12 protein-coding genes and 1 tRNA gene are annotated in these 14065 nt (G+C 53.6%); 1 reads left to right on the top strand and 12 read right to left on the bottom strand.

Features of this window, described 5'->3' with window-relative positions:
* The first annotated feature begins 34 nt into the window (after positions 1-34).
* On the top strand, positions 35-1486 hold the full coding sequence (pyk, locus tag MMC1_RS03720; protein WP_011712409.1) for a pyruvate kinase: 1452 nt from the start codon (positions 35-37) through the stop codon (positions 1484-1486).
* An 82-nt stretch (positions 1487-1568) separates the two neighbouring features.
* Here the strand turns inward: pyk and MMC1_RS21815 are convergent, their stop codons facing one another.
* From MMC1_RS21815 to MMC1_RS03665, 12 genes are all read right to left on the bottom strand, one after another.
* Positions 1569-1706, bottom strand: a complete 138-nt coding sequence (locus tag MMC1_RS21815; protein ID WP_160162656.1) for a hypothetical protein — start codon at positions 1704-1706, stop codon at positions 1569-1571.
* A gap of 587 nt (positions 1707-2293) precedes the next feature.
* Positions 2294-2380 (bottom strand) — tRNA-Leu (locus MMC1_RS03715).
* A 77-nt stretch (positions 2381-2457) separates the two neighbouring features.
* The gene (locus MMC1_RS03710; RefSeq protein ID WP_011712408.1) at positions 2458-3207 is read right to left on the bottom strand and encodes a sulfite exporter TauE/SafE family protein; all 750 of its coding nucleotides are present in this window, start codon (positions 3205-3207) and stop codon (positions 2458-2460) included.
* A gap of 238 nt (positions 3208-3445) precedes the next feature.
* The gene (locus MMC1_RS03705) at positions 3446-4006 is read right to left on the bottom strand and encodes a YqgE/AlgH family protein (protein ID WP_011712407.1); all 561 of its coding nucleotides are present in this window, start codon (positions 4004-4006) and stop codon (positions 3446-3448) included.
* 4 nt (positions 4007-4010) lie between these two features.
* On the bottom strand, positions 4011-5411 hold the full coding sequence (mpl, locus tag MMC1_RS03700; protein ID WP_011712406.1) for a UDP-N-acetylmuramate:L-alanyl-gamma-D-glutamyl-meso-diaminopimelate ligase: 1401 nt from the start codon (positions 5409-5411) through the stop codon (positions 4011-4013).
* A gap of 386 nt (positions 5412-5797) precedes the next feature.
* Complete coding sequence (gene ampD, locus MMC1_RS03695; protein ID WP_011712405.1) at positions 5798-6349, bottom strand: 1,6-anhydro-N-acetylmuramyl-L-alanine amidase AmpD; 552 nt, start codon at positions 6347-6349, stop codon at positions 5798-5800.
* 15 nt (positions 6350-6364) lie between these two features.
* The gene (locus MMC1_RS03690; RefSeq protein WP_011712404.1) at positions 6365-6595 is read right to left on the bottom strand and encodes a NifU family protein; all 231 of its coding nucleotides are present in this window, start codon (positions 6593-6595) and stop codon (positions 6365-6367) included.
* A 38-nt stretch (positions 6596-6633) separates the two neighbouring features.
* Positions 6634-7983 (bottom strand): TolC family outer membrane protein, encoded by a 1350-nt coding sequence (locus tag MMC1_RS03685; protein ID WP_011712403.1) that lies wholly within the window; start codon positions 7981-7983, stop codon positions 6634-6636.
* 158 nt (positions 7984-8141) lie between these two features.
* Positions 8142-10037: an arginine decarboxylase gene (gene speA, locus MMC1_RS03680; RefSeq protein WP_160162655.1), complete on the bottom strand. Its 1896-nt coding sequence runs from the start codon at positions 10035-10037 to the stop codon at positions 8142-8144.
* Between the two features lie 640 nt (positions 10038-10677).
* Complete coding sequence (locus MMC1_RS03675; RefSeq protein WP_041640753.1) at positions 10678-12600, bottom strand: DNA gyrase/topoisomerase IV subunit B; 1923 nt, start codon at positions 12598-12600, stop codon at positions 10678-10680.
* A 98-nt stretch (positions 12601-12698) separates the two neighbouring features.
* Positions 12699-12917 (bottom strand): translation initiation factor IF-1, encoded by a 219-nt coding sequence (gene infA, locus MMC1_RS03670; protein WP_041640750.1) that lies wholly within the window; start codon positions 12915-12917, stop codon positions 12699-12701.
* Positions 12918-13118: 201 nt separating this feature from the next.
* The gene (locus MMC1_RS03665; protein ID WP_011712398.1) at positions 13119-14024 is read right to left on the bottom strand and encodes an outer membrane lipoprotein-sorting protein; all 906 of its coding nucleotides are present in this window, start codon (positions 14022-14024) and stop codon (positions 13119-13121) included.
* Positions 14025-14065 lie beyond the last annotated feature (41 nt).

Genomic DNA, 14065 nt, shown 5'->3' with positions numbered 1-14065 from the left:
CAGCGCGGCTTACGACCTAACCTAGGAGACCCCAATGAAATCAATACGTCGTACAAAAATTATCGCCACACTTGGCCCTAACGCTTCAAGTCGCGATTTTATCAAACATTTAGCGCTGACCGGCGTGGACACCTTCCGCCTAAACTTCAGCCATGGTTCCCATGAAGATCATCGTCGTCGGCATGGTTGGATCCGCTCTGTCGAAGAAGAGTTAGGCCGCCCCTTGGGCATTATGATGGATCTACAAGGTCCTAAATTGCGCATCGGTACCTTTGAAAATTCTGAAGTGGAGCTTGTTCGGGGCCAAAAGTTTGCCCTCTATAAAGAGGAGCGCACGGGGGATATCAACGGTGTTACCCTGCCCCATAATGAGCTGTTTCAGGTGATGCGTCCCGGTTTGGAGTTGCTGCTCAACGATGGGCGCATCAATCTAAGGGTCATGGAGGTTGAGGATTTTGGGGTCTGCTGTGAGGTTCGTGTGGGGGGTATTCTCTCAGATCGCAAGGGCTTGAATGTACCTGCCGCCATGCTGCCGGTAAAAGCCCTAACCGACAAGGATCTAGAAGATCTGGAATTTGGGTTGGAATTGGGCATTGACTGGTGCGCACTAAGCTTTGTACAGCGTCCTGAGGATTTACGGGAAGCCCGTAAGCTGATCCATGGTCGTGCCGCCCTATTGGCCAAGATTGAAAAGCCCCAGGCTGTTGATAATTTGGAGGAGATTGTTAAAGTCGCCGATGGGGTGATGGTGGCCCGTGGGGATCTGGGTGTTGAGTACACTCCCGAGCGTGTTCCAGCGGTACAAAAGCGGCTTATTCGCATGTGCCGAGAGCAGTGCAAACCGGTTATTGTAGCGACGCAGATGTTGGAGTCGATGATTGACGCCCCCATCCCCACCCGTGCCGAGGCCTCGGACGTGGCCAACGCCATCTATGACGGGGCCGACGCGGTGATGCTCTCTGCGGAGACAGCGGTGGGGTCTTATGCGTGTAATGCGGTTTCTGTGATGGACCGTATTGCCCGGGTCACAGAGGCGGATCCTGACTGTCTACAGCGTAATTTGCACACCCCCTTAACATTTGACAATAGCGACAATGACGCCATAAGCAAGGCCGCGCGGGATGTTGCCATGAGCCGTGGTTGCCAAGCCATTGTGGCGTTTACCAAGACGGGCTCAACGGCCTTACGGGTCTCGCGTACCCGCGCTTCGGTGCCCATTTTGGGTTTGACACCGGATATACGGGTAGCCCGCCGTTTAACCATGGTGTGGGGCGTGCACAGTGTTAATACCAGTGATGTGAGCAACTTTGCTGAGATGGTGGGCAAGGCTACACGTATCTGTCGCCGTGAGGAGTTAGCCAACACCGATGACCGTATTGTGGTGATTGCGGGTGTGCCGTTTGGTCAGGAGGGCACCACCAACATTCTCCGCATTGCCCGCATTGGTGAGGCTGAGCGTCCCCTTGACGACGGCCCGCTGGATTAACAAGCTTGTTGCTGGTTAAAAATAAAAAGGCCGCGAGACGCCCATCTCGCGGCCTTTTTATTGTTATGGGGAAACGAAACCGTTACAGACTGCCCAACCCTTGGCTTTTGAGTATACCAATAAAAACAAAAAACAGGGCATAGAAGAGCAGCGCCAATTTAAGGTAGGCATCGGCGGGTTTGGTATCCTCAAGGGAAACCCGTTTTTTTTTCTTTGCCATGTTGGAACCTCCCATTTACCCGTCAGAAGGTGAGACCGACAAACCGAAACCCGAAATATTTATGGTTAAGGACGAAGCCACAACCGCAACCAAAGAGAGGGCTGATGGAGCGGCCCAAGCGGGGCATAGCCCAGAAAATTGCTTGCCTCCATGGGTGTGATATAGCGCTCTAACCTTGGAATGTCAAGCACAAGCCCGTTGGGGCACATGGTGAAGCAAAACCACCATGCAGCCTTTAAAGATCTCTATCTCCCCCATGTTAGCATCTTTCAGGTTCGCAGCCTAAACCTTGTTGTGTATTTATGGTGTTCTGCCACGCTTATTCATGGCTATTGCCTTACTCAGCGGTCCTTAAACGAGGCACGCGCGCGTTTGTCATAGAGAACCTCTACCAAAAAACCTCCCAAAATCTCTACACCTGCGATCCCGCAACTTTGAGGCCCTCCTAGGCAACAAAAAACCCCCTCAACGTACTCTGAGGGGGCCTATATTTTTATCCTGATTTGGTACAAACTTGGTCGAAAATCGCGATCTGTGCAACTTTTAAACCGCTCGCTACCTTTTGACTGATCAGGGTTTTTTCTAAGTGGTGCCCAAGGGGAGAGTCGAACTCCCACGTCTGTTAAGACACTAGAACCTGAATCTAGCGCGTCTACCAATTCCGCCACCTGGGCAATAGGTGCTAAGGAGCCTGATTATACGTATATCGGTCACAGGGTCAAGCGGTTTTTATTTTCCCGCCAGTTTTTTTTCACTTACCTTCACAAAGCCCTGTAATACATGGTAAATCAGCCTGCAATGCCTGCGGTACCATCAACAAACCGTGGGGATCAACCCAGTAACTCGCCACCCCAATGACCACCAAAGCCCAACCCGCCAGTGTCTGCCACCGCATCCTTACCCGCTGCATGCGCTTGACCGCCAAACCAATCCCCAACATGGCCGGTAATGTGCCCAGCCCAAACAACGCCATGCGTAAGCCACCCTCCCACACCGTCGCCGCACCTAAGCTCCAAAAAAGCGCCGCATAGACCAAGGCACACGGCAACCAACCCCAAATTAAACCAAATAACAGCGCAATCCCCGGATGACGAATGGGTAATAAGCGCCGACTTGACGGCTCCAAACGTTTCCACAAAGGCCGCCCTAAACGCTCTACCACCGCAAACCAATGGGCCTTGCCCGCCAAATAGAGCCCCATAAAAACCAATACCAGCGCAGCCATGCCCCGTATAACCTGATGCCCCCAATCCCCAGGAGCAAATGCCATCACCTGCTGCCCAACCGTTGATAAAATCAGCCCCATGCTAATGTAGCTGAAAATACGCCCCATATTGGCCGCAAACAGATAACCCATGCGGCGCCACACGCCCATCTCTTGCCAGCCCGGAATACCAAAGGCTATGGCACCCATAATCCCGCCGCACATGGCTGTACAGTGAATGGTGCTAATCATGCCCAATAAAAATGGGATGGTAAGTTCAGTAAGAGGCAGGCTCATGGTGTTCCAATAGGCTTAGGTTTGGCCGCATGTGCATCTCTTGATCCCCAGCAAATAAGGTCTTTCCCCTTAATCGCTGGGCTAATCCCTAAATGCATGTAACAACAGCGTTTACGATGGATTATTTACACCCCACACAACAGGGTTTTACGCTTAAAAAATCTTGGTACTGTGGTTGTTTGCCCCACACAACCACATCCCTGCTTCCTATTTTCTATATTTTCTCTCAATCACTCGATTAATTCGCAAAACCGTGACTGGCATCCACCAACAAAGCAGGGTCGATACCCATGCTGCGGATGGCGGCTTCCCAGCGCTGGGCATAACCCATATCAAACAAAATACTACGCTGCGCATCGCATACCAACCAGCTATTTTCCTGCAACTCATGTTCCAGTTGCCCCGCCTCCCAACCAGCATAACCCAATGCGAATAAAAAACGCTCTTGAGCCCCTGCACGTCCCATAAGTCGTATAATGTCGGGGTTGGTGCCCATATAGAGGTCGTCGGGTAACATCATAATCCCTGGCAGATCCAAGGCTTGTTCAAACAGCACAAACCCCTGCTCCGGTGAGACAGGCCCACCCATATAGACCCGATCCACCCCAGGCCGCTGCCAATCTAGCTCTAAATAACCCGCCATCTGGCTCATGGTGGTATCCAGCGGCTGGTTAATCACCAAACCCAAAGCGCCATCCTCATTGTGCGCACAGAGATAGAGCACCGTGCGCTCAAAAAAAGGATCCGCCAAGCTGGGTACCGCGATCAAAAATTTGCCCGCCAATGTGGCAAACTTCATCTATCTACCCTTCAAACTTCTGCTGCATCAACATTTCTAACTTTCCATGCAAACCATCAAATCCCCCATTACTCATAACCAGTAGGTGGTCCCCAGGACGCAGATCCTCACCCACCATCTGCACAATGTTCTCAACATTTTCCGCAACCCGCGCCCAGTTTAAACCGGCCCGGTTAATCTCACCAACCACCACATCCACATTGAGCAACTCATCACTGTGTAAACGTTTATCCTCGGGCCGCACAAAAATCACCCGATCAGCCCGCCCCAATACCCCAGCCAAACGGGACTGATGCACCTTACGCCGCATGGTGTTGGAACGCGGCTCAATAATCGCCCAAATTCGCGCTTGCCCCACCTTGGCACGCAACCCCTCCAGCGTGGTCTTAATCGCGGTGGGATGGTGGGCAAAATCATCATAAAGGGTGACGCCGCCAAGCTGCGCACGCACCTGTAAACGACGCGCAACCCCACTAAAGCCCTCTAACCCAGCTTTCACCACATGGGCGGGCATACCATGTTCCAAGGCGGCCGATGCTGCTGCCAAGCCATTGTAAATATTATGCATACCAACCTGTCCCCACGCCACATCAAACAGCTCTTGCTCCTCTTTAATCAGGGTCCAGTGACTGCCATCTTTTTGATTAAGTCTCGCGCGATAGTGATAATCTCCATGGATGCCATAATAGAGTACCGGACTACAGGCATACTCGGCCAGCTTCGTCACCTCTTCATCATCACCATTAATCAGCACTACCCCAGAACGGGGTACGGTGCGCAACAGCAAGCGAAACTGCACCCGAATCGCTTCAAGATCCGCATAGATGTCCGCATGGTCAAACTCAAGGTTGTTCAAAATCAGGGTACGGGGACGATAATGCAGAAATTTAGGGCGTTTATCGTAGAAGGCCGTATCATACTCATCTCCCTCTACAACCACCCATGGCCCCTTGGGAAAACGGCTGCCACGGCCAAAATCCGCCGGAATACCACCGATCAGAAAGCCTGGTTCCCATCCGGCCTCTTCCCATAAGCGTGCCAGCATAGAGGATGTCGTGGTTTTGCCATGGGTGCCTGTCGCCACAATCGGGTGACGCCCCTCCAACACAAATTTTTGAAACCACTCTGCCCCGGACATGTAGGCCAAGTCGCTGTCCATCAACGCTTCGAGTTCTGGATTGCCCCGCGAAATCGTATTGCCAACCAGCGTCAAATCGGGGCGCTCCTTAAGATTATCGGCTGAAAAACCATTTATAATCTCAATACCCTCTTGCTCCAAAAAGGTGCTCATGGGCGGGTAAACCCCTGCATCGGAACCGGTAACATGCCAGCCATCAATCTTTGCCAATGCGGCGAGGTTGGCCATTGCGGTACCACAAATGCCGATAACGTGCAGGTGTGCCATAACTGTATATCCGTTCGTAAAGGTCCAGAAAGTATGCTGAGGAAAACGATAATAGCCCTTTTTATGGCGTCACACACCCCGTGTTCTTCCACGCAAGCAACCCAGCGAGGGGCCTGGGATGCCCAAAAGCTAGCCTATTCGACAAAGTGCTGTTATGCAGCCCACTCATTAACAAAACAAGCCCTCGTTAAGGACGTCCTTTACAACCTCATAGACGCTCCCAGCCACAGCTGACAAGGGCTAGCACGGTTTATACTTTCGCGAAAATGAACAACGATGTGTTTTTATGAACGCCCCCATATGGGCGCTGCGCAGAGTTTGCACCCCCTACGCGATCCAAACCTTGCGCACGATGCATACCGCTAAAAAGGGGAAGTAAACCCAAGCTATGCAATGATGGGCAGATCTAGGGGTTCAACGTGGGGCAACATGGCCCTAAACCTTGGCCAGTCAAACTGCCGACCCGGATCCCACTTGCGACCCGGGGCGATATCTTGGTGGCCTACAACCTCCACCAAACGGGGCAGTCGTTGCTGTAACGTACGTGTTAACTGGGCCAGACGTTGATATTGAATGGCTGCAAAGGGGTGCTCTTCATCCCCTTCCAACTCAACACCGATGGAAAAATCATTGCAGCGTGGTCGGCCCTGCCACACACTTTCACCCGCATGCCAGCCGCGTTTACTAAGCGGTACATATTGGGTTATGCCGCCATCACGACCAATCAAAAAATGCGCGGCCACCCGCAACGATGCAATGCCAACAAAATAGGGGTCAGCTTGGGCATCCAACACCCCCATGAACAGGTCGTCAATCCAGCCACCCCCAAATTGACCCGGGGGCAGGCTAATGGCATGTACCACCAGCAGCTCCACCACCTCCCCCACCGGACGCTCATCACAGTGGGGAGAGGGCAGATACCGAAACAGGCTTGTCATACCCTTAAACAACCCCTATTGAAAGGGGACATTCTCAACCGAATGAACCTCTGGAATACGCTCTTTCATCAGCCGCTCAATACCGCCCTTGAGCGTCATCATCGCGCCGGGACAGCTACCACACGCACCACGCAGACGCACCTGCACAACGTTATCTTCGGTAAGGTCCACAAACTCAACATCCCCACCGTCTCGTTGCAACATGGGGCGAATCTCTGCCAACACTGCCAATATTTTCTCTTTCATTTCAGTACCTTTCAACATACAGCAGGCCATAATCCCAATTATTTAGAGGCAACCTCTTGTGTCAACCCCAGATTTGCCAAAGTCAACTCACCCGTTGCACTTAACAAACGGAAACGGGCCAAAATCACATTAAAGCGCTGTTTAGCCAGTTCGGTCTGATTTCTAAACACTTCATTTTGCTGATCCAACAGATCCAGAGCGGTGCGGGTACCCACCTGGAACTCCTGCTCCACACCGTTTAGGGCGTCCTGGGAGGCCGCTAATGCGGACTCATACGAAGTGACCACGGCCAGCGCACTGCGGTAGTTAAGCAGGGCCTCTTCAACCTCACGTCGGATCTGCAACACTTGGCTGTCCAAATCGGCACGAGAGGCCGCCAGTGTATGCTTGGCTTGGCGCAGCGTGGACTGGGTTCCACCCCCCTCATAAACCGGCACCTCTGCCGTTAACACAAAGGTATAGGCACGGCTGTCCTGGGTCTTGGTGGAGATCTCCGCATCATCCGTAAAGGTACCATTGGCCGAAAAAGTCAGGGTTGGGTAGTGACCTGCACGGGCATAATTAACCCCCAACTGATCGACCTTTAAGCGCTCTTGCGCGGCCAATAAATCGGGACGATGGGCCTCTGCCTGGGCGATGAGTTGATCCAAATCCCGATGCATCAGGGCATCCTCAACACTGGGAACAGGCATCTGTTGAGGAGGAGGCATGCCCACCACTTCACGATATTTGGCTTCGCTCACGCTTACAGCATTTTGATTGCTCTTGACCTGTGCCTCGGCACTGGCAACCCGGGCTTCCCCTTGGCGCACATCGGTACGGGTGATTTCACCCACCTCAAAACGGGCTCGGGTGGCCTCTAACTGGCTGCTGGTCACTTTTAAATTATTGACCGACAGCGCGGCGACCTCTTGCGCCTCCAATAACCCGACATAAACCTCGGCCACACTCAAGATGGTATCTTGCAGTGTATTTTGCACATCCTCTTTTGCGGCCTCGACATAGGGCATCGCCTGTTCATCGGCCACAAAGAGCTGTTTGTTGTAGATGGGCTGACTGAGATCCAACTTGTACGCACGTGGGTCTGATTTGCTTTTGGTGGTACCATAAAAACTGGCCGTGTGGGTGGCTGTACTGGTAAAAGTTATGGTTGGTCGCAATGCCGCCGTGGTACCAACCGGCTTCTCTTTGGCACTATCCAGACTGGCTCGACTGGAGCGAACATCGGGATTTGTCTGCAAAGCCTGCATCACTGCTGCGGCGAAGGGGTGCTGCTCCTGCGCCTGTAACGCACCAAGCGGTAAACCCACTACAAGCGCCGCCAAAAATGCCCAACGCGCTGGTTTTAGCACACTGCTAACCGTGAATTCATAACGTGAATCAGACACAATAGATCTCCAACCACACCGATCAAAAGAGGTTCTTAACATAGGTCCCGCAAAAGTTATCTAGGCCATCATACCCAGATCCCCAGTAAAAATCTTGGGACAAACCGCGCCATCTTTAAAAACCTCTTTCCCCAAAAGAAGATGACCCACCAGACCCATCATGACCGTGAGGTCAAATAGGGGCATCCCTTCACCAAGCGGGCATAGGCCTCAATAAACTGGGCCGCGCGGTCATCTTTGCAAGCACCCCGCGCCAAACGGCCTACAGCATCATACAGTTCCGAGGGTTCATACGAGACCGCTTTCAGCACGTCCACGCTGCGTTGCCCCCGGCGCACCACCGGCTTTGCCATACTACCATCGGCTTTTAAGCCTACTTCCACCACATGGGTATCCCCAAACAGGTTATGGTAATCCCCCAATATCTCCTGGTAGGCCCCCACCAGAAAAAAGCCCAAGCGGTAGCGTTCCGTTGGCCCAGGGTGATGTACCGGCAGTGTGGCATTCTCCCCTTGCACCCCAATAAACCGTTTAACTTGGCCATCCGAATCACAGGTTAAATCCTGCAAAATAGCCTCAGCGGCGGGCTCTTCATGCAAACGCTGCAACGGCATAATGGGAAACAACTGACCAATGGCCCACGCATCCGGCAGCGATTGAAACATGGAAAAATTGGTCAAATAGCGCTCCGACACATACCCCTGCAAACGGGACTCAGGCTTAGGGTCCTGCCCTTTTGCCTCATGCACCAACCGCCCCAAATGCACCATCACCCGCTCGGCAATACTGCGCGCGGTCAAATCCAGACGGCCCAGTACAAAGCCTTGCTTAATTGACTCGAACAACATCAGCGCCTGTTCCCAGATCAGGTCGGCGCGCTCTTTATCAAACTCCATGGCCAAGGTGTGCAGCGTCTGCACCTCGGGAGCCTGTTCGGGGATGGTCTCTGGGGCCGGATCTCGCCCAACCGGCTCACTCCAGCCCATAACTTCCACCACCAGCACCGCATGGGGGGCGGTCAATGCTCGTCCACTCTCCGTGACCACATTGGGCTCTGGTGCACCAGCCTCGCGGCAGCGCTCGGCAAACACCCCCAACAGGGCATCGGCATATTGACCCAAGGAGTAGTTGACGCTACACGGGGCACTGCTGCTTAACCCCTCATAATCCACACCCAAACCACCGCCCACATCCACATACTCAATGGGGCAGCCCATTTTGCGCAGCTCCAAATAGAAGCGTACAATCTCTTGGGCGCTCTGGCGCACCACATCCAGCAGCGAGATCTGTGAACCCTGGTGCATGTGCAACAGTTTTAGACTCTCTTTCAGCCCCTCCCGCTCCAACTGATTAACCGCCAACAAGATCTCACCCGCGGTCAACCCAAATTTGGAAAAGCCCCCTGCCGACTCTGACCATTTGCCCACCCCCTCGGTGAGCAATCGTGCCCGCAACCCCAGGTTGGGTGAGACATTTAAACTCTTCGCCAGATCAATGATGGGAGCCAACTCTTCCAGCCGATCCACCACCACAAAGATGGGAAAACCCAACCCTGTAGCCCGCAGCGCCAGCTCAATATAGTCTCGGTCTTTATAGCCATTACAGATAATCAGCGGGGTACGGTCCATATAGGCCATCGCCAGCACCAGCTCTGGTTTAGAGCCCACCTCCAACCCCATCGGGGTACCGCTGGCCACCACCTCAGAGACCACATGGCGATCTTGATTAACTTTGACCGGGTAAACACCCTGATAGTGCCCGGCATAATTCAATCGACTGCGGGATTCTGTAAAAGCACGGTTCAAACGGGTGATTCGATCTTGCAAAATCCCGCCAAAACGGATCAACATCGGGCCTTGAAACCCCATCGCCTCCACATCATCCACCAACTTTGGCAGGCTGATGGACTCAATATGGGGTTGGCTGCCCGGGGTAATGGTTAGATCCCCCTCGGCATCCACATGCACATATCCCAAACCCCACCCTTGGGTGCGGTAGAGCTCCATGCTCTCTTCAATGGTCCAAGCGGTAGCAGGTGCTGATTGCGTAGTCAATGCTCTATCCATCCCTTGCAAGGAGAACAAAAAGCCCATCGCAGGAGAGATGAGGATCACCTCTTCTCAACCACAGACAGGCATCTTAATGTGTAGACCGTGTGAATCGTAACACCCCTTGCACAGCACTCAACACCCTCGGCTGTGCCCCAACAGGCATTCTACAAACCGCCTCTGCGCCGCCACGCGCCCCAGCCGACGACATACAGCTTCATAGCACAGTTACACCACGGGATACCAGCGGCAAACCGCCCATCACCCCTTGTTACCCCCAGCGTTTAGGCACTTTACCCATAGTGATCCTACAACCACAAGGCGGTGTGACGCTCCGACCACGGCAGCAACGCTTGTTTGACTTGAGAACTCAAAAACAAAATACATGTTTAAAGCCGTTAGACCAGACAAGCGGGCTGACACATGGGCTTTTGCTTATTTTATCATGGGGGTTATGGCTGGTTCGATAATGTGGGATGTTGGGTCGCAACCGCCCCCTCAGCAGGGCGACCCTTGGCCCCAAGGCAAAGCAGCTCTACCCGCAAAACAATGGCCATGCAGAGCCCCACACGCTTCAACATGGGGCCTCACCCCCCTTGCGGCCACCCAATCCACACAGGCCGCCCCTGTCGATAGACGAGTACACTTAGATATCCAGAGCACCCTTGGCAAAATCTGCGTGCTCTTGGATAAATTTAAAGCGCTCAGCCGGTCGTTTCCCCATCAGCCGATCAAAGGTATCGCTGGTCACATGGTCATCATCCACCATCACCCTGAGCAGGCGGCGGCTAGAGGGCTGCATGGTGGTCTCTTTAAGCTGGGACGGGGGCATCTCTCCTAGCCCCTTAAAGCGTGAGATCTCCACCTTAGCATTGGGTTTGGAGCGGGTTAGGCGGTTGATGACACGCTCTTTTTCGTGCTCATCCAGGGCATACACACTCTCGCGCCCCACCGTTACCTTAAACAGCGGAGGCTGCGCCAGATAGAGATGCCCACGGTGCACCAAATCCGGCATAAAACGGTAGAAAAAGGTGAGCAAAAGCGAGGCAATATGGGCACCATCCACGTCCGCATCGGTCATGATAATGACTCGCCCATAGCGCAAGGCGGTGATATCAAACGCCCGCCCCACACCACAGCCGATGGCGGTAGTCAGTGCTTGCACCTCGGCATTTTTTTCAAATTTTTCCGAGTTGGCCTGCTCCACATTAAGAATTTTACCCCGCAGCGGCAAAATCGCCTGGGTATGCCGGTCCCGCGCTTGTTTGGCCGAACCACCCGCAGAGTCACCCTCCACAATAAACAGCTCGGTAAAATCGGGATCGGTTTTAATACAGTCGGTCAATTTGCCCGGCAGGGTCAGGCGACTGGTGGGGCTTTTGCGCTTGACCAGCGGGGTTTTTTTGCGTCGATTGATGCGCTCTTGAGCCCGCTCAATCATGGCCCCCACCAAGCGGGTCGCGCGTTCGGGTTGACCATGCAGCCAGTGGTCTAGGTTATCCTTAATGGCGCTCTCCACCATACGGCTAACATAACCGTTGGTGAGCTTATCCTTGGTCTGCCCGGAGAATTGCGGATCGGGGATAAACAGCGAGATGACCCCCATCATGCCCCCCATAATATCCTCACCGGTGAGGGCCACGTTTTTGGGCATCATGTTGCGGGAGTCGGCAAAATCCCGCATACCCCGCAGCAATGCGGCGCGAAACCCCGCCTCATGCACGCCGCCATCGGGGGTAGGCACCGTATTGCAGTGGGAGCGCAACCGTGACTCATCCACCTCATCCCACAAAATCGCCCACTCTACCCGGCTTTTGCCCGCATCCCCTAAACCGGTAATGCGCCCCTCGAAGGGGTCCTCCACCACCAAGCGACTATCTTTGGAGATCTCACGGATAAAGTCGGAAAGCCCATTGGGAAAATGAAAAAGATGCTCTTCCCCCTTGGCCTCCAGCTTGACCGTCATGCGTACCCCACGCTGAAGATAGGCGCGAGAGCGGCACATTTCGATTAAGCGGTCTGGGTTCAGAATGGTACTGGGAAAAATCTCAGGATCGGGCTGAAACTGCACACGGGTGCTGCGCCGACGACTTTCATCGCCACGCACCACCGGCGTTTCCACCTTGCCCCGACTAAAGCGGGCGTTCCAGACATAACCATCGCGGTGAACCTGCACATCGGTCCACACCGAGAGGGCCGTGACGGCACACACCCCTACCCCATGCAAACCAGCCGAGGTGGCATAGGCATCATTATTAAATTTACCCCCAGAGTGCAGGGTGGTGAAGACCACCTCAAGGGCCGACTGACCGGGATAGCGGGGATGGGGGGCCACCGGAATGCCCCGGCCATTATCCAGCACGCTCACAGAGCCATCTTTATGCAGGGTTAGGGTGATTTTATCGGCATGCCCCTCCCCGGCTTCATCCATGGCATTATCCAGCACCTCGGCCACCAGATGATGCAGTGCCCGCAGGTCGGTACCACCAATATACATGCCGGGGCGCTTGCGGATACCCTCAAGCCCCTCCAGAACCTCAATCTGTGACGCGTCGTAGCTCTCGGACATGGCACCATCGAACGCTGGTGGGCGCACAGCGCCCTGAAAACCGGAATGGGAGCGGATAAATCAAGATGGAATGACCTGGGCCTTGCGGCCCCCACAGCTTATTTGTGACGGTAGGAGATCCGTCCCTTGGTCAGGTCATAGGGGGTTAGCTGTACCGTAACTTTGTCGCCGGGCAGAATGCGAATGTAGTTTTTACGCATACGGCCCGAGATATGGCACAATAAGCTATGCTTATTTTCCAACTCTACCTTAAACATGGCGTTGGGCAGGTTCTCCAGAACCGTGCCTTCCATTTCAATGACATCTTCTTTACTCAAGGGAGGTGCTCCTCTGAACGATCCCTGGGCCCCATTTTGACACATGCCAAAAGGGCCTGCTGCGCATGAAACGGGCAGACTAACAATATGACGCAAGGATGTCAATCTGTGCTTCGTCAGAAACCCCCTCACAGCCTCTATTAAAGATTTTTTACACCGCACAGCACCGCCATAAAAACGCTATTTGCGCCCTTAAAGGGCCTAACGGAGCAGCAATTTACCAAATTGAGAGAGACGATTGGGTTGAAAAGCATCCTCGGGCAGTGGGCCGCACTGCAACGTTCCCAGCAGCATTTCACTTTTAAAAGTACTATTAAGGCCGTTAAAGATCTCCACCCGACCTGGGTGCGGACGCCCATCGGACATCCGTTTAAAATCGTTGTAGACAAAATATTTTAGCTGCCGCTCCCCCGCACCAAACAGCTTTAACCAGCGGGGACGGTTGCTATCGGCATCCACACTCAGCATGGCATAATTATAGCCATCCACCTTATCGCCCTGTCGTGGGGTCAACCGCATGACCAGTTGTGGTGGGGCTTCACCCACCGCCAGCACCCCATCCCCAGAACGGTCTTTAATTCGCAGATGCCCCGTCTCTAACATAATTCCAAATCGCTCATTTTGCACAATTTTATCATATTCCGACAGAGCCTTTTGTTTCTCTTCTTTTCGCGCTTGCCGCTCATCACTCACCACCTCGGCATGGCTCTGTTCCAAAATCAAGGGGAACAGATCTTTATTGGTCAAGATCCCCCCCAAAAAGGTTTGGTTGGGCCGCATTTCGCGGTTTTGCAGCTCCCCTGGATTGCGGGTCCAGTAGTGCGCACCCTGACGCAACAAGGCCCGTCCCTTGAGCATATCGGGCGCGGCAATTAACACCGCCCACTGGTCCGCGCTTAACTTGGCCATGTAGGCGACGGTAAAGACCCCCTTTTTGGTCTCATGGGTACGGGTGGTATCAATATTCCAATAATATTCACAGGGGGAAGGCTGCAACATACCAACCACCTCCCGCAAACGCTCCTCGGCAGTGGGTTCTGCAAAGGCCGGCACCACAAACATCATGAGTGCCAGCCACAACCCTTCAACCCCAAACCGCTTTTTCATCGCCGACCATCCCTTTTTAACAACTCTGTGGCTTGCTTTCC

The sequence above is a fragment of the Magnetococcus marinus MC-1 genome (assembly GCF_000014865.1).
In the GTDB taxonomy this organism is placed as follows: Bacteria; Pseudomonadota; Magnetococcia; order Magnetococcales; family Magnetococcaceae; genus Magnetococcus; species Magnetococcus marinus.
The sequence above is the reverse complement of the archived record's forward strand: the minus strand, read 5'-3'. Positions and strand labels throughout refer to the sequence as shown.

Bases quoted from the DNA above. Each gene is read 5' to 3' on its own strand.
- MMC1_RS03705 (WP_011712407.1), bottom strand. From the start codon at position 4,006: ATGAAGTTTGCCACATTGGCGGGCAAATTTTTGATCGCGGTACCCAGC.
- MMC1_RS03665 (WP_011712398.1), bottom strand. From the start codon at position 14,024: ATGAAAAAGCGGTTTGGGGTTGAAGGGTTGTGGCTGGCACTCATGATG.
- MMC1_RS03690 (WP_011712404.1), bottom strand. From the start codon at position 6,595: ATGAAAGAGAAAATATTGGCAGTGTTGGCAGAGATTCGCCCCATGTTG.
- MMC1_RS03710 (WP_011712408.1), bottom strand. From the start codon at position 3,207: ATGAGCCTGCCTCTTACTGAACTTACCATCCCATTTTTATTGGGCATG.
- MMC1_RS03675 (WP_041640753.1), bottom strand. From the start codon at position 12,600: ATGTCCGAGAGCTACGACGCGTCACAGATTGAGGTTCTGGAGGGGCTT.
- ampD (WP_011712405.1), bottom strand. From the start codon at position 6,349: ATGACAAGCCTGTTTCGGTATCTGCCCTCTCCCCACTGTGATGAGCGT.
- MMC1_RS21815 (WP_160162656.1), bottom strand. From the start codon at position 1,706: ATGGCAAAGAAAAAAAAACGGGTTTCCCTTGAGGATACCAAACCCGCC.
- pyk (WP_011712409.1), top strand. From the start codon at position 35: ATGAAATCAATACGTCGTACAAAAATTATCGCCACACTTGGCCCTAAC.
- mpl (WP_011712406.1), bottom strand. From the start codon at position 5,411: ATGGCACACCTGCACGTTATCGGCATTTGTGGTACCGCAATGGCCAAC.